The 18,890-nt window shown below is 70.0% G+C and carries 14 protein-coding genes; 8 read left to right on the top strand and 6 right to left on the bottom strand.

Annotated features, from left to right (window positions below; all coding sequences use genetic code 11):
- Positions 1-139: 139 nt before the first annotated feature.
- A complete protein-coding gene (gene ileS / locus AB0L75_RS39450) occupies positions 140-3,283 on the bottom strand; it encodes an isoleucine--tRNA ligase (protein WP_365191045.1) in 3,144 nt (1,047 codons plus the stop codon).
- Between the two features lie 605 nt (positions 3,284-3,888).
- On the opposite strand from ileS, the gene AB0L75_RS39445 reads away from it, so the two are divergent.
- From AB0L75_RS39445 to AB0L75_RS39420, 6 genes are all read left to right on the top strand, one after another.
- The gene (locus tag AB0L75_RS39445; RefSeq protein WP_365191044.1) at positions 3,889-5,049 is read left to right on the top strand and encodes a TraR/DksA C4-type zinc finger protein; all 1,161 of its coding nucleotides are present in this window, start codon (positions 3,889-3,891) and stop codon (positions 5,047-5,049) included.
- A gap of 59 nt (positions 5,050-5,108) precedes the next feature.
- Positions 5,109-5,708: a signal peptidase II gene (gene lspA, locus AB0L75_RS39440; protein ID WP_365191043.1), complete on the top strand. Its 600-nt coding sequence runs from the start codon at positions 5,109-5,111 to the stop codon at positions 5,706-5,708.
- 74 nt (positions 5,709-5,782) lie between these two features.
- Complete coding sequence (locus AB0L75_RS39435; RefSeq protein WP_365191042.1) at positions 5,783-6,727, top strand: RluA family pseudouridine synthase; 945 nt, start codon at positions 5,783-5,785, stop codon at positions 6,725-6,727.
- Positions 6,724-7,191: a GNAT family N-acetyltransferase gene (locus AB0L75_RS39430; protein WP_365191040.1), complete on the top strand. Its 468-nt coding sequence runs from the start codon at positions 6,724-6,726 to the stop codon at positions 7,189-7,191. The genes AB0L75_RS39435 and AB0L75_RS39430 overlap by 4 nt, the downstream gene beginning before the upstream one ends.
- A 116-nt stretch (positions 7,192-7,307) precedes the next feature.
- Positions 7,308-8,894 (top strand): Na+/H+ antiporter, encoded by a 1,587-nt coding sequence (locus AB0L75_RS39425; protein WP_365191039.1) that lies wholly within the window; start codon positions 7,308-7,310, stop codon positions 8,892-8,894.
- Positions 8,895-8,986: 92 nt separating this feature from the next.
- On the top strand, positions 8,987-9,727 hold the full coding sequence (locus AB0L75_RS39420) for an SDR family oxidoreductase (RefSeq protein ID WP_365191037.1): 741 nt from the start codon (positions 8,987-8,989) through the stop codon (positions 9,725-9,727).
- Here the strand turns inward: AB0L75_RS39420 and AB0L75_RS39415 are convergent.
- Positions 9,699-10,811 (bottom strand): mechanosensitive ion channel domain-containing protein, encoded by a 1,113-nt coding sequence (locus AB0L75_RS39415; RefSeq protein ID WP_365191035.1) that lies wholly within the window; start codon positions 10,809-10,811, stop codon positions 9,699-9,701. The genes AB0L75_RS39420 and AB0L75_RS39415 overlap by 29 nt on opposite strands.
- A 104-nt stretch (positions 10,812-10,915) precedes the next feature.
- Between AB0L75_RS39415 and AB0L75_RS39410 the strand changes: the two genes are divergently transcribed.
- The gene (locus tag AB0L75_RS39410; protein ID WP_365191033.1) at positions 10,916-11,494 is read left to right on the top strand and encodes a dienelactone hydrolase family protein; all 579 of its coding nucleotides are present in this window, start codon (positions 10,916-10,918) and stop codon (positions 11,492-11,494) included.
- Between the two features lie 6 nt (positions 11,495-11,500).
- Here the strand turns inward: AB0L75_RS39410 and AB0L75_RS39405 are convergent, their stop codons facing one another.
- The 4 genes from AB0L75_RS39405 to AB0L75_RS39390 all read right to left on the bottom strand — a co-directional run bounded on the left by AB0L75_RS39405 (position 11,501) and on the right by AB0L75_RS39390 (position 16,241).
- The gene (locus tag AB0L75_RS39405) at positions 11,501-13,171 is read right to left on the bottom strand and encodes an alkaline phosphatase D family protein (protein ID WP_365191032.1); all 1,671 of its coding nucleotides are present in this window, start codon (positions 13,169-13,171) and stop codon (positions 11,501-11,503) included.
- A gap of 94 nt (positions 13,172-13,265) precedes the next feature.
- Positions 13,266-14,078 (bottom strand): DsbA family protein, encoded by an 813-nt coding sequence (locus AB0L75_RS39400; protein ID WP_365191030.1) that lies wholly within the window; start codon positions 14,076-14,078, stop codon positions 13,266-13,268.
- 80 nt (positions 14,079-14,158) lie between these two features.
- Complete coding sequence (locus AB0L75_RS39395; RefSeq protein WP_365191028.1) at positions 14,159-14,848, bottom strand: hypothetical protein; 690 nt, start codon at positions 14,846-14,848, stop codon at positions 14,159-14,161.
- A 67-nt stretch (positions 14,849-14,915) separates the two neighbouring features.
- Positions 14,916-16,241 carry a DUF2252 domain-containing protein gene (locus tag AB0L75_RS39390; RefSeq protein WP_365191027.1) on the bottom strand — a complete coding sequence of 442 codons (1,326 nt, stop codon included), beginning with the start codon at positions 16,239-16,241 and terminating at the stop codon, positions 14,916-14,918.
- Between the two features lie 172 nt (positions 16,242-16,413).
- Here AB0L75_RS39390 and dnaE point away from each other — a divergent pair.
- The coding region (gene dnaE / locus AB0L75_RS39385; RefSeq protein WP_365191025.1) for a DNA polymerase III subunit alpha at positions 16,414-18,890 on the top strand (2,477 nt) is incomplete at its 3' end.

The following is an 18,890-nucleotide window of genomic DNA, read 5'->3' as shown; positions in this document are numbered from 1 at the left end:
ACCCCGGATTCCACGATCCGGGGTCCCGCCCTTTTTACGCGCGTTGCGGACGTGTGAAGACGGACCTGTGAAGACGGACCTGTGAAGAAGGGCCCGGCCTCCCCACTGGAGACCGGGCCCTTCTCGAACCGCTCGGCGCCTACGCCTTGCGCAGCCGGAACGTGAGGGACAGCCCCTCATCGGTGAACGGCTCGCCGAAGCTGTCGTCCGCCTCGTCCTGCCCGAAGTCGGTGGCCAGAACCTCGTCGGCGATCAGCTCGCTGTGCTCGGCCAGCGCGGCGACCACCGCGGGCTCGGTCGAGGCCCAGCGCAGGGCGATCCGGTCGGCGACATCCAGGCCGCTGTTCTTGCGCGCCTCCTGGATGAGCCGGATCGCATCGCGGGCCAGGCCGGCCTGGCGCAGTTCCTCGGTGATCTCCAGGTCCAGGGCGACGGTGGCGCCGGAGTCGGAGGCCACCGACCAGCCCTCGCGCGGGGTCTCGGTGATGATCACCTCGTCCGGGGCGAGGGCGACCGTCTCGCCGTCGACGTCCACGGAGGCCGTGCCCTCACGCAGCGCCAGCGACAGCGCGGCCGCGTCGGCGCCCGCGACGGCCTTGGCCACGTCCTGGACCCGCTTGCCGAACCGCTTGCCCAGCGCACGGAAGTTGGCCTTGGCGGTGGTGTCCACCAGCGACCCGCCCACCTCGGACAGCGAGGCCAGCGAGGAGACGTTCAGCTCCTCGGTGATCTGGGTGTGCAGCTCCGGGTCCAGGGTCTCGAATCCGGTCGCGGCGATCAGCGCGCGGGAGAGCGGCTGGCGGGTCTTGACGCCGGACTCCGCGCGGGTGGCACGGCCCAGCTCCACCAGCCGGCGCACCAGGACCATCTGCCTGGACAGGTCCGGGTCGATCGCGGACAGGTCGGCCTCGGGCCAGGCGGCCAGGTGGACGGAGTCCGGGGCGCCCGGGGTCACCGGCACGATCAGGTCCTGCCACACCCGCTCGGTGATGAACGGGGTGATGGGGGCCATGAGCTTGGTGACGGTCTCCAGCACCTCGTGCAGAGTGCGCAGGGCGGGCTTGTCGCCCTGCCAGAAGCGGCGCCGCGAGCGGCGGACGTACCAGTTGGACAGGTCGTCGACGAACGCGGAGAGCAGCTTGCCGGCGCGCTGGGTGTCGTAGGCCTCCAGGGCCTGGGTCACCTGGTCGGTCAGGGCGTTCAGCTCGGACAGCAGCCAGCGGTCGATCAGCGGACGCTCGGCCGGGGCCGGGTCGGCGGCACTGGGCGCCCACTCCGAGGTGCGGGCGTACAGGGCCTGGAAGGCGACGGTGTTCCAGTACGTCAGCAGGGTCTTGCGGACGACTTCCTGGATGGTGCCGTGGCCTACGCGGCGGGCCGCCCAGGGGGAACCGCCGGCCGCCATGAACCAGCGCACCGCGTCGGCGCCGTTGGCGTCCATCAGCGGGATCGGCTGCAGGATGTTGCCCAGGTGCTTGGACATCTTGCGGCCGTCCTCGGCGAGGATGTGGCCCAGGCAGACCACGTTCTCGTACGACGACTTGTCGAAGACCAGGGTGCCGACGGCCATCAGGGTGTAGAACCAGCCGCGGGTCTGGTCGATGGCCTCGGAGATGAACTGCGCCGGGTAGCGGGACTCGAACAGTTCCTTGTTCTTGTACGGGTAGCCCCACTGCGCGAACGGCATCGAGCCGGAGTCGTACCAGGCGTCGATGACCTCCGGCACGCGCGTGGCCGTCTTCCCGCAGCCGTCGTGACGGCAGGCGAAGGTGACCGCGTCGATGTACGGGCGGTGCGGGTCCAGCTCCGACTGGTCGGTGCCGGACAGCTCGGTGAGTTCCGCGCGGGAGCCCACGCAGGTGAGGTGGTTGTCCTCGCAGCGCCAGATCGGCAGTGGGGTGCCCCAGTAGCGGTTGCGGGACAGGGCCCAGTCGATGTTGTTGTTCAGCCAGTCGCCGTAGCGGCCGTGCTTGACCGTCTCGGGGAACCAGTTGGTCTTCTCGTTCTCCTCGACGAGGCGGTCCTTGATCGCCGTCGTGCGGATGTACCAGGACGGCTGGGCGTAGTAGATCAGCGCGGTGTGACAGCGCCAGCAGTGCGGGTAACTGTGCTCGTAGGGCAGGTGCCTGAAGAGGAGGCCGCGCTGCTTCAGGTCCTCGGTGAGCTTTTCGTCCGCCTTCTTGAAGAAGACGCCGCCGACCAGCGGGACGTCCTCCTCGAAGGTGCCGTCCGGGCGGACCGGGTTCACGACCGGCAGGCCGTAGGAACGGCAGACCTTGAGGTCGTCCTCACCGAAGGCGGGGGACTGGTGCACCAGACCCGTTCCGTCCTCGGTGGTGACGTAGTCGGCGTTGACCAGGAAGTGCGCCGGAGCCGGGAACTCCACCAGCTCGAACGGACGTTGATACGTCCAGCGCTCCATTTCGGCACCGGTGAAGGACTGGCCCGTGGTCTCCCAGCCCTCGCCGAGCGCCTTGGCGACGAGCGGCTCGGCGACGACGAGCTTCTCCTCGCCGTTGGTCGCGACGACGTAGGTGACCTCCGGGTGCGCGGCGACCGCCGTGTTGGACACCAGGGTCCAGGGGGTCGTCGTCCACACCAGGAGCGCGGCCTGGCCGGCGAGCGGACCGGAGGTGAGCGGGAAACGGACGTACACGGAGGGGTCGACGACCGTCTCGTAGCCCTGCGCCAGCTCGTGGTCGGACAGGCCGGTGCCGCAGCGCGGGCACCAGGGGGCGACACGATGGTCCTGGACCAGCAGGCCCTTGGTGAAGATCTCCTTCAGCGACCACCACACCGACTCCACGTACTCGGGGTCCATGGTGCGGTAGGCGTCTTCCAGGTCGACCCAGTAGCCCATGCGGGTCGTCAGCTCGGCGAAGGCGTCGGTGTGCCGGGTCACCGACTCACGGCACTTGGCGTTGAACTCGGCGATGCCGTACGCCTCGATGTCCTGCTTGCCGGAGAAGCCCAGCTCCTTCTCGACCGCCAGCTCGACCGGGAGGCCGTGGCAGTCCCAGCCGGCCTTGCGGGCCACGTGGTAGCCGCGCATGGTGCGGAAGCGGGGGAAGACGTCCTTGAAGACACGCGCCTCGATGTGGTGGGCGCCGGGCATGCCGTTCGCGGTGGGCGGGCCCTCGTAGAACACCCATTCCGGGCGGCCCTCGGACTGCTCCAGGCTCTTGGCGAAGATCTTCTGCTCACGCCAGAAGTCGAGCACTGCGTGCTCAAGAGCGGGCAGGTCGACCTGTGCGGGCACCTGGCGGTACGTCGGCGCTGTCATCTGCGAGCATCCTCCAACGGACTTGCTGCCTTCCGTCGGAGGGACGAGAGCCTGCTGTTCTGCCTGCGCCGTGTGCGGCGCGCTCCCGCGGTACCACCCTCCTTGGCCCTCCGCCGTGCCGTACACGCCGGTGAGCCCCCTCATTGGGGTCGCGAAGCCGGTTCTACTCGCCCCGGCCGTGTGGCTGTGGCTTTCTTCCGGCGGCTCCGGGGTGATCTTCACGTCGCGCCGGCCCCCGGGCTCACACCGTCCCCGGGTCGCTCTGGGCTGCGTACGCCGCTACTCGTCCCCATCCACGCTTTTCGCTCCGCCCAGTGTACGGCGCCGCGCGGACAGTGGCGTCCCGGTTTTCGCGGGGGTGCGGTGGCGGGCACCGTGACGGGCCCGGATGACCCGAATGGCGCGAGGCCGGGCGGTCGGGTGCGGGCAGGCCGGGCCCGCCGGATTACCCGCCGGGGAGCTGGGCACAACGGATGCAGGCCCGCTGCGCGGGGGGTGCGGGCGGGCGAATCGGGCGGTGTGCCCCGTTGCCGCGGGACTCAAGTCGATTTATCGTCCCAGCACGATTCGCGCACACGATCACAATATGTGAAGGGGTCGCGGCCATGGTGGCGAAAAGGACCGCCGTACAGCAGCCGGCGACCGGTCGGCGCGGGGGCACGGCCGCCTCCGGCGCCGCGGCTGCCTCCGGTGGCGAGGCCAAGGGAGCGGCCGGCAAGAAGAGGGTGACCGGGGGCAGGGGCGCGGCGCCGACCGCGAAGAGGACGGCGGTGAAAGCGGTGGAAGAGGCAGCCGTGAAGGAACCGGCCGTCCGGAAGACGGCCGCCAAGAAGACCAGGGTTGACGCAACGGCCGCCAAGGGGACCGCCGCCAAGAAGTCCGAGCCCAAGAAGTCCGAGCCCAAGAAGTCCGAGCCCAAGAAGGCCGCTGCCGAGGAGACAGTTGCCAGGAAGGCGGCTGCCAAGGAGGCGCCGGTCAAGGAGGCCGCCGCGAAGAAGGCCGCCGCGAAGAAGGCCGCCACTGCGAAGCAGGCGGCTGCGAAGAAGGGCACCGCGAAGAAGACCACTGCGAAAAAGGCCGCTGCCGAGAAGGCACCGGTCGAGAAGGCCGTCAGGAAGAAGGCGGCGGCGGGGGCGAAGGGGGTGGCGGAGGAGTCGGCCGTCAGGAAGCCGGCGAAGAAGGCCGGCGGCAGGAAGGCGGCCGCCGAGGGCGTCTCCACGGAGACGGCCAAGACGAGCACGGCCAAGAAAGCGGGCGCGGCGCGGGCCGCGAAGCAGACGGGAGCCACGACAGTGGTTGCGAAGAAGACTCCTGGCACGGCCACGGCGGAGACCGCCGTTCCCAAGGCGCGGCTCGCCGCGGCGGACCCCGGTGAGCTGGCGGTGCGCCCGGGCGAGGACCCCTGGACCTCGGAAGAGGTCGCCGAGGCGCGTGCCGAACTGCTGTCCGAGGTGGAGCGGCTGCGCGCCGAGATCAGCTCCTCCGAGGCCTCCCTCGTGGGCCTGATGCGGGACTCCGGGGACGGGGCGGGGGACGATCAGGCCGACACCGGCACCAAGAACATCACCCGGGAGCACGAGATGGCGCTGGCCGCCAACGCGCGCGAGATGCTCGTCCAGAACGAGCACGCCCTGGAGCGGCTGGACGCGGGTACCTACGGCCTGTGCGAGAACTGCGGCAACCCCATCGGCAAGGCCCGGATGCAGGCCTTTCCCAGGGCCACGCTGTGCGTCGAGTGCAAGCAGAAGCAGGAACGCCGCTCCTGAGCCTGCGGGGCCGTGCCGTAGTCTCGTCCTCAGCCAGGCACCTAGGTTGAGGGACTCACGTGGCAGAGGCGGAGCGCATCATCGGTACGCCGGACACCCCGGACGACAGCGGCGAGCAGACGGCGGCGTCCGGCGCGGGCGAGCGGCAGGCGTCGGTGGGCGTGCGGGGCCACCGCGGGCGCCGGATCGCCCTGCTGTTCGCGGTGGCCGCGTTCGCGTACGCCCTCGACCTGATCAGCAAGACGCTCGTGGTCGCCAGGCTGGAGGGCCACGCGCCGATCAGGCTCATCGGGGACTGGCTGGAGCTGAACGCGATCCGTAACCCGGGCGCGGCCTTCGGCTTCGGCGCGGCCTTCACGATCATCTTCACCCTGATCGCGGCGGCCGTGATCGTGGTGATCATGCGCTTGGCCCGCAAGCTCTACAGCTACCCGTGGGCCGCAGCGCTCGGCCTGCTGCTCGGCGGCGCCCTCGGCAACCTCACCGACCGGATCTTCCGGTCACCGGGCGTCTTCGAGGGCAAGGTCGTGGACTTCATCGCGCCCAAGGGCTTCGCGGTGTTCAACCTGGCGGACTCGGCGATCGTGTGCGGCGGCATCCTGATCGTGCTGCTGTCCTTCCGCGGTCTGGACCCGGACGGCACGGTCCACAAGGACTGACGCCCGGGGTTCTCGGCAGCCCGTTTTCCACAGGCCCGTTCGGGCCCGTTCCGCCCGTCCGGCATACTCGACGGGTGAGCACGATTCCCGAGATCCGTACCCTGCCCGTGCCCGACGGCCTGGAGGGCGAGCGCGTCGACGCCGCCATCTCCCGCATGTTCGGCTTCTCTCGCACCAAGGCGGCGGAGCTGGCCGCGGCCGGCAAGGTCCAGGTCGACGGCACGGTGGTCGGCAAGTCCGAGCGGGTGAGCGGCGGTGCCTGGCTCGAGGTCGAGATGCCGCAGGCGCCCGCGCCGGTGCAGGTGGTCGCCGAGCCGGTCGAGGGCATGGAGATCGTGTACGACGACGATGACGTGGTCGTGATCGTCAAGCCGGTCGGCGTGGCCGCGCACCCGTCGCCGGGCTGGAGCGGCCCCACCGTCATCGGCGGCCTCGCCGCCGCCGGGTACCGGATCTCCACCTCCGGCGCCGCCGAGCGCCAGGGCATCGTGCACCGCCTGGACGTCGGCACCTCCGGCCTGATGGTGGTCGCCAAGTCGGAGCGGGCGTACACCTCGCTCAAGCGCCAGTTCAAGGAGCGCACGGTCGACAAGCGCTACCACACCCTCGTCCAGGGCCACCCGGACCCGACGAGCGGCACGATCGATGCGCCGATCGGCCGCCACCCGAACCACGACTACAAGTGGGCGGTCACGGCCGACGGCAAGCCCTCGGTGACGCACTACGACCTCATCGAGGCGTTCCGCGCCGCCTCCCTGCTGGACGTGAAGCTGGAGACCGGCCGCACCCACCAGATCCGCGTGCACATGTCCGCCCACCGTCACCCCTGCGTCGGCGACCTCACCTACGGCGCCGATCCCACCCTCGCCAAGCGGTTGCGCCTGACCCGCCAGTGGCTGCACGCCGTGCGCCTCGGCTTCGAGCACCCCGGGGACGGCCAGTGGGTGGAGTTCGAGAGCGAGTACCCCGAGGACCTGCGAAAGGCCCTCGACCAGGTCCGCGAGGAGACGTACGCGTGAGCGTGCCGTACACCGTCCGCATCGCCGAGGGCCCGGCCGACCGCGAGGCCTGCTTCGCGGTCCGCAAGGAGGTCTTCGTCCGGGAGCAGGGCGTCGCCGAGGACATCGAGTACGACGCCTGCGACGCGATCGCCGTGCATGTGCTGGCGGTCCGCGAGGACGGTGTGCCGCTCGGCACCGGGCGGTTGCTGCACGGCGAGGCCGCGGCGGCGAAGACCGGCGGGGATGCCTCGGTGGGCTCCCTGGGCCGGCTCGCCGTCTCCCGCGAGGCCCGCGGGCTCGGCGTCGGCGTGGCCCTGGTCCGGGCCATCGAGGACGCGGCACGCGCGCGTGGCCTCACCGCGGTGGACCTGCACGCCCAGACCCACGCCCTCGGCTTCTACGAGCGCCTCGGCTACGCGCCGTACGGTCCGGAGTTCCCGGACGCGGGCATTGCGCACCGGGCGATGCGCCGCGCCCTGTAGGGATTGCTCCGCCCCCTGTGGGGATTGCGTCACGCCTTGCGGCGGCAGGCGTTCGCGACGGTCGGATGGCAGGCTTGAGGCCTGCCGTGTGATCGTCGAACCCCGGAGCGCCGGCCGTGGATCAGTTGGCCCTGTTGTTCGTCCTGCTGCTCGGGGCCCTGGTGAGTGTTCCGGTGGGGGACCGGTTCGGGGCGCCGGCGCCGGTGCTGATGACGGTGTTCGGTGGGGTCCTCGCGGTGGCCGACTTCGTGCCCAATGTCGACATCCCGCCGGAGCTGATCCTGCCCGGCCTGCTTCCGCCGCTGCTCTACGCCGCCGTACGGCGCACCTCCTGGCGGCAGTTCGCGGCCAACATCCGCCCGATCTTCCTGCTGGCCGTCGCCCTGGTGTTCGTGACGATGGTGTGCGTGGCGTTCGTCGCCAACGCGATCGTGCCGGGGCTGCCGATCGCCGCCGCCATCGCGCTCGGCGCGCTGATCGCCCCGCCCGACCCGGTCGCCGCGACCAGCGTCGCCGGGCAGCTGGGGCTGCCGCGCCGTCTGGTGTCGATCCTGGAGGGCGAGGGGCTCTTCAACGACGTCACGGCCATCGTGCTCTACCACGTGGCGATCGCCGCGGCCGTGAGCGGCTCGTTCTCGCCCTGGCAGGCCGGCCTGGACCTCGTGCTGTCCGCCGTCGTCGCGGTTGTCGTCGGCCTCGTGCTCGGCTGGGGCGCGAACCGGCTGATGGATCTGCTGGGCGATCCGACGCTGCAGATCGGCATGACGCTGCTGGTGCCGTACGCCTCCTACGTCCTCGCGGAGAAGCTGCACGGTTCCGGGGTGCTGGCGGTGCTCACCACGGCGCTCTTCCTCGCCGAGTACGCCACCGACGCCGACGACGTGATGACCCGGCTGGCCGGGCACACCTTCTGGGACATCATCGACACCCTGGTCACGGGCGTCGCCTTCGGGCTCATCGGCCTGGAGCTGCACAACGCCATCCGTACGGCGCAGGGACGCTGGGGCGAACTGCTCGGCTGGGCCGCCGCGGTCGTGGGCGTGGTGATCGTCGTACGGCTGGTGTGGCTGCTGCCCGCGACCTGGCTGACCAAGCGGCTGCACGCGCGGCGGGACTACGACGAGGAGATCCCGGTCAGCTGGCGGGAGACCGTCGTGATGTGGTGGTCCGGGATGCGCGGGGTGGCCTCGGTGGCGCTGGCCCTGGCCATCCCGCTGAAGACCGACGACGGCTCGCCGTTCCCCGACCGGGACGAGATCATCTTCATCGCCTTCGGGGTCATCGTCGTCACGCTGGTCCTTCAGGGGCTCACGCTGCCGTGGCTGGTGAAGCGGCTCGGGGTGCGGGCCGACTCGGAGCGGGAGAAGGAGTTCGAGAAGGAGCTGGCGGTGCGGGCCGCGAGGGCGGCCAAGCGCAGGCTGCGGGAGATCGAGCAGGTGGAGGAGCTGCCCGAGGAGCTGTCCGAGCAGATGCTGCGGCGCGCCTTCGACATCGGGATCCGGATCAGTCCCGACATGGGCGAGGAGGAGCGGCGCGAGGCACAGCACCAGCGGGTCAGGCGGTTGAAGCGCATCCGGAACATCCAGAACGAGATGCTGAGCGCGGCGCGGCACGAGGTGCTGGCGGCGCGGAGCGAGCCGGGGGCGGATCCGGAGATCGTGGACCGGGTGCTCAGACATCTCGACGTGCGCAGCCTGCGGTGAACCTGACCGGAACAGTCATACAAGTCATACGAATGTGCCGAACTTGTGGATAAATCCCGGTGTCGTCGGCCGATCGCTCCTACTCTCGGATCATGACTCGCAACATCGTGATCAGTGGTGGCGGTACGGGCATCGGGCTGGCGACGGCGCAGGCGTTCGCGGCGGACGGCGACCGGGTGCTGTTGCTGGGGCGGCGCGCGGAGGTGCTGGAGAAAGCGGGGGTGCCCGGCTCCCTGACGTATGCGGCGGACCTGACGGAGCCGGCGGACGTACGGGGCGCAGCCGCGTTCGTCGCCCGGGAACTGGGCACGGTCGACGTGCTCGTGCACAGCGCCGGAGGCGCCGGGGGCCAGCACCCGCCGGACGGTGGCGAGGACCCCCTGGAGCAGGTGGCCCGCGCCTGGACCGACAACTTCCGGCTCAACACCCTGACCGCCGCTCTTCTCACCGAAGCCCTGAAGGACCGGCTCGCCGAACCGGGCGGGCGGGTGCTCTTCCTGAGTTCCATCGCCGCCTACCGCGGTTCGGGCAGCGGCGCCTACGCGGCGTCGAAGGCCGCGCTGCACCCGTACGCCCACGATCTGGCCCGGGCACTGGGACCGCGCGGCATCACCGTGAACGTGGTCGCGCCCGGTTACATCGAGGACACCGAGTTCTTCGGCGCCGGCCCGGTGCCGGAGCGGCGGGCGCAGCTCATCGCCGAGACCTCGACCGGCCGCGCCGGGACACCGGGAGACGTGGCCGCGACCCTGCACTGGCTGGCCTCGCCCGGCGCCGGGCATGTCACCTCTCAGGTGATCCAGGTCAACGGCGGTGCGGAGCGCGGAAACTGACGGACACCGACGACCCCTGGGCACCGCCGTCGGCAGACGGAAGGCGTCGCGGCGGGAGTACCGCCTCGGAGGTGTTGACGCGCGGGAGCGCATAGGGGTGCTCCGCCACCAGCCAGGCGATCATCCGCTCGCGGACCGCGACCCGCACCGTCCAGATGTCGTCGGCGTCCCTCGCGGTCATCAGCGCCCGCACCTGGATGGTGGTGGGCGTGCTGTCCGTCACCACCAGGCCGTGGGCGCGGCCGTCCCAGGCCGGGCTCTCGCGCAGGATGTCGCGCAGCTTCTCGCGCATCGCCTCGACGGGCGCGCTGTGGTCGAGGTGCCAGAAGACGGTGCCGGTCATCTGCGGGGTGCCCCGCGACCAGTTCTCGAAGGGTTTGGAGGTGAAGTACGACACCGGCATGGTGATCCGGCGCTCGTCCCAGGTCCGCACCGTCAGAAAGGTCAGGGTGATCTGCTCGACCGTGCCCCACTCGCCGTCCACGACGACCGTGTCGCCTATGCGCACCATGTCACCGAAGGCGATCTGCAGCCCGGCGAACATGTTGGACAGGGTCGACTGGGCGGCGACACCGGCCACGATGCCGAGGATGCCCGCCGAGGCCAGCAGCGAGGCGCCGGCCGCGCGCATCGCCGGGAAGGTCAGCAACATCGCGGAGATCGCCACGACGATGACGATCGCGGACACCACCCGCATGATCAGCTCCACCTGGGTGCGCACCCTGCGCACCCGGGCCGCGTCCCGGTGCGCCCGGGCGTAGCGGCTGTACGTGGTCTCGACGACCGCCCCGGCGATCCGGATCACCAGCCAGGCGGCGGAGCCGATCAGTACCAGCGTCAGCAGCCGGCCGATGCCGACCTGGTGCCGCTCCAGCAGCTTCGCCTGGTCGTACGACCCGCGCAGCAGTGCGGTGCACAGCACGAGCTGGTAGGGGACGCGGCCGCGGCGCAGCAGCCCCCACAGCGGTGTGTCGTGGTGGCGTTCGTCGGCCCTGTGCAGCAACCGGTCGGTGGCCCAGCCGAGGGCCAGGGTGAGCAGCACCGAAGCGCCGATCACGATCACGGGGCGGAGCAGGTTCTCCATGCCTGCGCTTCTAACCGGGGCTCGGCGCGCATGAACATGTGAGTTCGGAGTGTTCCCGGGTACGGCGGCTCCGGCACCCTCGCACCGGCTGGCACCATGGCCTCATGAACATCATGCTTTTTCACTCGACCTACGGTCTCAGGCCCGCGGTCCGCGAGGCGGCGGAACGGCTGCGCGCGGCCGGCCACGAGGTGTGGACGCCGGACCTCTTCGAGGGGCGCACGTTCGACACCGTCGAGGAGGGCATGGAGTTCAACGAGCGGATCGGCAAGGAGGAGCTGCTGAAGCGGGCCGTGCTGGCGGCGGCTCCGTACTCGGACCGCGGGCTGGTGTACGCCGGGTTCTCGCTCGGCGCCTCCGTCGCCCAGACCCTCGCCCTCGGCGACGCCAAGGCGCGCGGGCTGCTGCTTCTGCACGGCACGTCGGACATCGCGCCGAACGCGCAGGCGGACGAGTTGCCGGTGCAGCTGCATGTGGCCGAGCCGGACCCGTTCGAGACGGACGACTGGCTGAGCGCCTGGTATCTGCAGATGGGCCGGGCGGGCGCGGACGTGGAGATCTACCGGTACGCCGGTGCCGGGCACCTGTACACCGACCCCGGGCTGCCGGACTACGACGCCGAGGCCGCCGAGACCACCTGGCGGGTGGCGCTCGGCTTCCTCGACGGCCTGCGGTCCGGGTAGCCGCCGCTACACCGGGTCGTAGGTCCGCTCGACCCGCTGCGTGCCGCTGCGAGTGCGGTAGGAGCGCACCCACTTGGAGGTCGCGTCGGCGTCGGTGCGGTCGGACAGGACGTAGTAGTCCATCTGCGCGCGGTCGGCGGTGATGTCCAGGACGCCGTAGCCGTGCCGGTCTGTGTCGACCCAGTGGACATGCCGGTTGGCGGCCTCGATGAGCGGCGCGGCGATCGCGGAGACCATGCCCTCGGGGACCTTGACGATGTCGTCGAGGTTGTCGGAGGTCATCGAGGTGATCACGAACTCGGTGGCCGCCGACGGCGACAGAGGGTAGGTGCCCGCGTCCACCGGCACGTCGTTGGCCCAGGACATGTGGATGTCACCGGTCAGGAAGACGGTGTTGCCGATGGCGTTCGAGCGCAGGTGGTCCAGGAGTTCACGGCGGTCGTGGGTGTAGCCGTCCCACTGGTCGGTGTTGACGCCTATGCCGCCCTGCGGCAGGTCGAGCATCTTGGCGAGCGGCTTGAGCAGATCGGCGGTGAGGGAGCCGATGACGAACGGCGCGATCATCACCGAGTTGCCGACCAGCCGCCACTTGGTGTCGGAGGCCTTCAGCCCCGCCTTCAGCCAGTCGAGCTGGGCGCGGCCGGTCATCGTCCGGTTCGGGTCGTCCACCGAGCCGCTGCCGGCTGAGACCTGCTGGGAGCGGAAGGAGCGCAGGTCCAGCAGGGACAGATCGGCGAGCTTGCCGAAGCGCAGCCGCCGGTAGGTGGTGCCCTCGATGGCGGGCCGGACGGGCATCCACTCGAAGTAGGCCTGCTTGGCGGCCGCCTTGCGGGCGGTCCAGGTGCCCTCGGCGCCCTCGGTGTGGTTGACCGCGCCGCCCGACCAGGCGTTGTCGGCGAACTCGTGGTCGTCCCAGATCGCGATGACCGGCGCCTTCAGATGCAGGGCCTGCAGATCGGGGTCGGTCTTGTACTCGCCGTGCCGGGTCCGGTAGTCGGCGAGCGTGATGATCTCGTGGGCGGGCGCGTGCGGGCGGACGACCGTGCCGCGGGCCGCGTACTCGCCGGACTTGTACTCGTAGATGTAGTCGCCGAGGTGCAACCAGGCGTCCAGGTCGTTACGGGCCGCGAGATGGCGGTAGGCGGCGAAGTAGCCGGCCTCCCAGTTGGCGCAGGTGACCGCGCCGAAGCGCAAGGAGGACACGGCCGCGTCGGCCGCCGGGGCGGTGCGCGTGCGGGCCACCGGGGAGTCGGCGGCACCGGCCGAGAACCGGAACCAGTAGTCGGTCGCCGGCGCAAGGCCGCGGACGTCCGCCTTCACGGTGTGATCGGAGGCGGCGGTGGCGGTGACGGAGCCCTTGGCCACGATGCTGGTGAACGCCTTGTCCCTGGCGACGACCCAGCTCACCTCGGTGTCCGGGCCGAGCCCGGAGCCGGGTACGGCCTCCGGGGTCGGGGTCACCCGGGTCCACAGCAGAACACCGTCGGGCAGCGGGTCACCGGAGGCGACACCGTGCAGGAAGACGGGGGCCTGGTCGGCGGCGCGCGCCGGAAGGCCGACGGCGAGCGGGCCGGCCAGTACAGCGGTCGCCGCCGCGGCCTTGACGACCGTACGGCGGCGGGGTGAGAACGAGTTGAGGCCTTCGGCGGCCGAAAATGATCTATTACGACTGGTCACGGCCGATCAGGTTACTGATCAGTACGCGCAGAAGAGCGGGCGAACTCTCAATGTTCGCCCGCTCTTCACGTGAAGGGCGGATTCCGCCGAACCGTCAGCCCTTGAGCGCCGCGTCGACGGCCTTGTTGAAGTCGGCCTCGCTCAGCGGCGGGTTCTTGCCGTCGGGGCCCGTCAGCGTCTTGCCGTCCATCTTCAGGGTCGGGGTGCCCTGTATGCCGTCCTTGTCGAAGATCTTGGACTCCTCGAGCGCCCACCGGTCGTAGGTGCCGTCCTGCACGGCCTTCTGGAACGCCGCGTTGCCCTTCAGGGCCGGGACCGTGTCGGCGATCTTGATCAGATAGGCGTCGTCCTTGAACTTGTCGTCGTTCTCGCCCGGGTGCCACTTCGCCGAGTACATCGCGGCCCTGTAGTCGAGGAACGCCTCGGGGCTGACGTTGAGCGCGGCGCCGAGGGCGCTGAGCGCGTTCTTGGAGCCCACACCGGGCAGGTTCGTGTCGAGGAAGGTGGCACCGACGTACCGGAGCTTGAACTTGCCGTCGTCGATGTCCTTGCGCACCGTCGAGCCGACCTTCTGCTCGAACATCGAGCAGATCGGGCAGCGCGGGTCCTCGTAGATGGTGAGCGTCTTCTTGGCGCTGCTCTTGCCGATGACGACGGTCGTGCCGTCCGAGCCCGTGGTGTTGGCCGGCTTCACGAGCGGCTTGCTCTTCGCGGCGTCCCATCCGGTGGGCTTGTTCCCCTGGACGACGGCATAGCCGATGCCGCCGGCCGCGGCCAGCACGGCCACGGCCGAGGCGGCCACGATGACCTGCCGCTTCGCCTTGTCACGCTTGGCCTGCCGCTCGCGCTCCTGGCGCAGCCGCTCCCGGGCCGCCGTCTTCGCCGACTGGCTGTTCCGCTTGCTCATAGTGGTGATCTCCGTGTGGGACGCGCACATGCCGTACGCGGGATACGTGTGGGGGACTGGGTGTGCTCAGTCCTCGCCGCTCAAGCCGCGGCGAGGGCGGGCGAGCACGGTGGTCCACGCCGTCCCAGGGAGTGCACGAGAAGCCGGTCGCGGGCGGCGGCCCGGCGCGGCGCCGGGCGCGGCAGCCGGCGGACCGGGGCCGGCCGGACGCCGCCCGCGGCCACCGCGAGCAGCAGCGGCCGGAAGCTGGTGGAGGCGACCGCGCGCAGCAGCTGCACCAGCGCCCGCTCGCCCCGGCGCAGCCAGGCGGCGGCGAGCAGGCCCACGCCGATGTGCGCCGCGAGCAGCAGCCAGGCGGCCGTCGGGCTCGCGTGCGCGAGCAGCGCGCCGGGTCGGCCGTGGGCGCCGGCCATCTGGGCCAGCGGGGTGCCGACGGTGCCGCCCCCGCACAGCACCTTGAAGCCGAACGTGTGCAGCGGGCCGGCGACCGGGCCGCCCGCCGGGCCGTAGCAGGCGTGCTGGCCGGTGGTGAACACCGTGTCGGCGGCCAGCTCCAGCGGGATCAGCAGGGCCGCGATCCGGGCGAAGCCTCGCTCGCGGCCCGCCAGCGCGTACGCGGTGCCGAACACGGCCGAGGAGACCGCCAGCACGGTCGCCATCGGCAGCGGGGCCCGGGACAGCAGCACGTGCGACGCGGTGCTGAGCGTCACGACGACAGCCGTGAACAGCGCCGCGCGCACGGCTCTGAGCTGGTTCCCGGATATGTCCATAGCGAAAGAAGAGTCTGTCACGTACGCGGTTAAGGGACCCCTAAAGAGTGCCTGTGGGTGCGGAAGGTTACAGCCCCGGAATCCGGCCGTTGCGGAACAGGTCCACGAAGATCTGGTGGTCGGCACGCGCGCGTGCGCCGTAGCTGTGCGCGAAGTCCACCAGCAGGGGCGCGAAGCCCTCCTCGTCGGCCGCGAGCGCCGCGTCGATGGCCCGCTCGGTGGAGAACGGCACCAGGGACTCGCCGGACTGGTCGTCCGCCGCCGCGTGCATCGCCGCGGTGGCCCGGCCCAGGTCGGCGACGACCCGCGCGATCTCCTCCGGGTCGTCGATGTCGCTCCAGTCCAGGTCGACGGCGTACGGCGAGACCTCGGCGACCAGCTGACCCGCGCCGTCCAGCTCGGTCCAGCCCAGCCACGGGTCGGCGTGCGCCTGCAGGGCGCGCTGGGAGATCACCGTGCGGTGGCCCTCGTGCTGGAAGTAGCCGGAGATCGCCGGATCCGTGATGTGCCGGGAGACGGCCGGGGTCTGGGCCTGCTTGATGTAGATCACGACGTCGTTCTCCAGGGCGTCGCTGTGGCCCTCCAGGAGGATGTTGTACGACGGCAGGCCGGCCGAGCCGATGCCGATGCCCCGGCGGCCGACGACGTCCTTCACGCGGTAGGAGTCCGGGCGGGCCAGGGAGGAGTCAGGCAGCGTCTCCAGGTAGCCGTCGAAGGCCGCGAGGACCTTGTAGCGGGTGGCCGCGTCCAGCTCGATGGAGCCGCCGCCCGGCGCGAAGCGGCGCTCGAAGTCACGGATCTCGGTCATCGAGTCCAGCAGCTCGAAGCGGGTCAGCGACCGGGCGGCCCGCAGGGCGCCCAGCAGCGGGCCCTCGGCGGTGTCCAGGGTGAACGGCGGCACCTCGTCGCGCTTGGCGCCCGTGGCCAGGGCGTGGATCCGCTCGCGGTAGGCGGCCGCGTAGACCGAGACCAGCTCGGTGATCTGCTCGTCACTGAGCGCCTTCGCGTACCCGATGAGGGCGATCGACGCCGAGAGGCGCTTGAGGTCCCAGGTGAACGGGCCGACGTACGCCTCGTCGAAGTCGTTGACGTTGAAGACCAGGCGGCCGCTCGCGTCCATGTACGTGCCGAAGTTCTCCGCGTGCAGATCGCCGTGGATCCACACACGCGAGGTGCGGTCGTCCAGGAAGGGACCACCGCGCTTCTCGGCGTCGAGATCGCGGTAGAAGAGGCACGCCGTGCCCCGGTAGAACGCGAAGGCCGAGGCCGCCATCTTCCGGAACTTCACCCGGAACGCTGCCGGGTCGGCGGCCAGGAGCCGGCCGAAGGCGGTGTCGAAGACGGCGAGGATCTCCTCGCCGCGCTGCTCGTCGCTGAGCTGGGGAACCGACATCGCGGAGTGCCTCCTGGTGCGTTACCTGATACGACAGCGTTTCTGCCGTACCCAACGCATGAAGGTACGTCGGAGTGCCCGGTGAGTGTCAGTCCCGGGGCATAGACTTCGACGCTGACCCCAGAGATGTCCGCCCGCCCGTCCCCCACTGTTTTCTGTTGGAGGCCATACCGTGTCAAAGCCGCCGTTCACGCACCTGCACGTCCACACCCAGTACTCGCTGCTGGACGGTGCCGCGCGGCTCAAGGACATGTTCAACGCCTGCAATGAGATGGGCATGACACACATCGCCATGTCCGACCACGGCAACCTCCATGGGGCGTACGACTTCTTCCACTCCGCGAAAAAGGCCGGAATCACCCCGATCATCGGCATCGAGGCTTATGTCGCTCCCGAGTCGCGGCGGAACAAGCGCAAGATCCAGTGGGGCCAGCCGCACCAGAAGCGGGACGACGTCTCCGGTTCGGGTGGTTACACGCACAAGACGATGTGGGCCACGAACAAGACGGGGCTGCACAACCTCTTCCGCCTCTCCTCGGACGCCTACGCCGAGGGCTGGCTGCAGAAGTGGCCCCGGATGGACAAGGAGACCATCGCCCAGTGGTCCGAGGGCATCGTCGCCTCCACCGGCTGCCCCTCGGGCGAGGTGCAGACCCGGCTGCGCCTCGGCCAGTTCGACGAGGCCCTGAAGGCGGCCGCCGACTACCAGGACATCTTCGGCAAAGACCGCTACTTCATGGAGCTGATGGACCACGGCATCGAGATCGAGCACCGGGTCCGCGAGGGTCTCCTGGAGATCGGCAAGAAGCTCGGCATCCCCCCGCTGGTCACCAACGACTCGCACTACACGTACGCGCACGAGGCCGGCGCCCACGACGCCCTGCTCTGCATCCAGACCGGCAAGAACCTCTCCGACCCGGACCGCTTCAAGTTCGACGGCACCGGCTACTACCTGAAGTCCACGGACGAGATGTACGCCATCGACTCCTCGGACGCCTGGCAGGAGGGCTGCGCCAACACGCTTCTCGTCGCCGAGATGGTGGACACCACCGGCATGTTCGAGAAGCGCGACCTCATGCCGAAGTTCGACATCCCGGAAGAGGGCTACACCAACGTCACCTGGTTCAAGGAGGAAGTGCGGCGCGGCATGCACCGCCGCTATCCGAACGGAATCCCGGAGGACCGCCAGAAGCAGGCGGACTACGAGATGGACATCATCATCCAGATGGGGTTCCCGGGGTACTTCCTCGTCGTCGCCGACTTCATCATGTGGGCGAAGAACAACGGCATCGCGGTGGGCCCCGGCCGAGGCTCCGCCGCCGGTTCGATCGTCGCGTACGCGATGGGCATCACCGACCTCGACCCGATCGAGCACGGACTGATCTTCGAGCGGTTCCTCAACCCCGAGCGCGTCTCCATGCCCGACGTCGACATCGACTTCGACGAGCGCCGGCGCGTCGAGGTGATCCGGTACGTGACGGAGAAGTACGGCGCCGACAAGGTCGCCATGATCGGCACGTACGGCAAGATCAAGGCCAAGAACGCGATCAAGGACTCCGCGCGCGTGCTGGGCTACCCGTACGCGATGGGCGACCGCATCACCAAGGCCATGCCCGCCGACGTCCTCGGCAAGGGCATCGACCTCGACGGCATCACCAACCCCGAGCACCCCCGCTTCAGCGAGGCGGGCGAGGTCCGGGGGATGTACGAGAACGAGCCGGACGTCAAGAAGGTCATCGACACCGCCAGGGGCGTCGAGGGCCTGGTCCGGCAGATGGGCGTGCACGCCGCCGGCGTCATCATGTCCAGCGAGCCGATCATCGAGCACGCCCCGATCTGGGTGCGGCACACGGACGGCGTCACCATCACACAGTGGGACTACCCGCAGTGCGAGTCGCTCGGCCTGATCAAGATGGACTTCCTGGGCCTGCGCAACCTCACCATCATGGACGACGCCGTGAAGATGGTGGAGGCCAACAAGGGCGTCAAGCTGCAGCTCCTGGAAGTCCCGCTCGACGACCCGAAGACGTACGAACTGCTCTGCCGCGGTGACACGCTCGGCGTGTTCCAGTTCGACGGCGGACCGATGCGTTCGCTGCTCCGCCAGATGCAGCCCGACAACTTCGAGGACATCTCCGCCGTCTCGGCCCTGTACCGGCCGGGCCCGATGGGCATGAACTCGCACACGAACTACGCGGAGCGCAAGAACGGCCGCCAGGAGATCACGCCGATCCACCCGGAGCTGGAAGAGCCCCTGAAGGAGACGCTCGGCCTGACCTACGGCCTCATCGTGTACCAGGAGCAGGTGCAGAAGGCCGCCCAGATCATCGCCGGGTACTCGCTCGGCGAGGCCGACATCCTGCGCCGCGTGATGGGCAAGAAGAAGCCCGAGGAGCTGGCGAAGAACTTCACCATCTTCCAGGAGGGCGCCCGCCGGAACGGCTTCTCGGACGCGGCGATCCAGGCCCTGTGGGACGTCCTGGTGCCGTTCGCCGGATACGCGTTCAACAAGGCGCACTCCTCGGCGTACGGCCTGGTCACCTACTGGACCGCCTATCTGAAGGCGAACTACCCGGCCGAGTACATGGCGGCGCTGCTGACGTCGGTGAAGGACGACAAGGACAAGTCGGCCGTCTACCTCAACGAGTG

This window comes from Streptomyces sp. NPDC052101 (assembly GCF_040680235.1).
Lineage (GTDB): Bacteria > Actinomycetota > Actinomycetes > Streptomycetales > Streptomycetaceae > Streptomyces.
The sequence above is the reverse complement of the archived record's forward strand: the minus strand, read 5'-3'. Positions and strand labels throughout refer to the sequence as shown.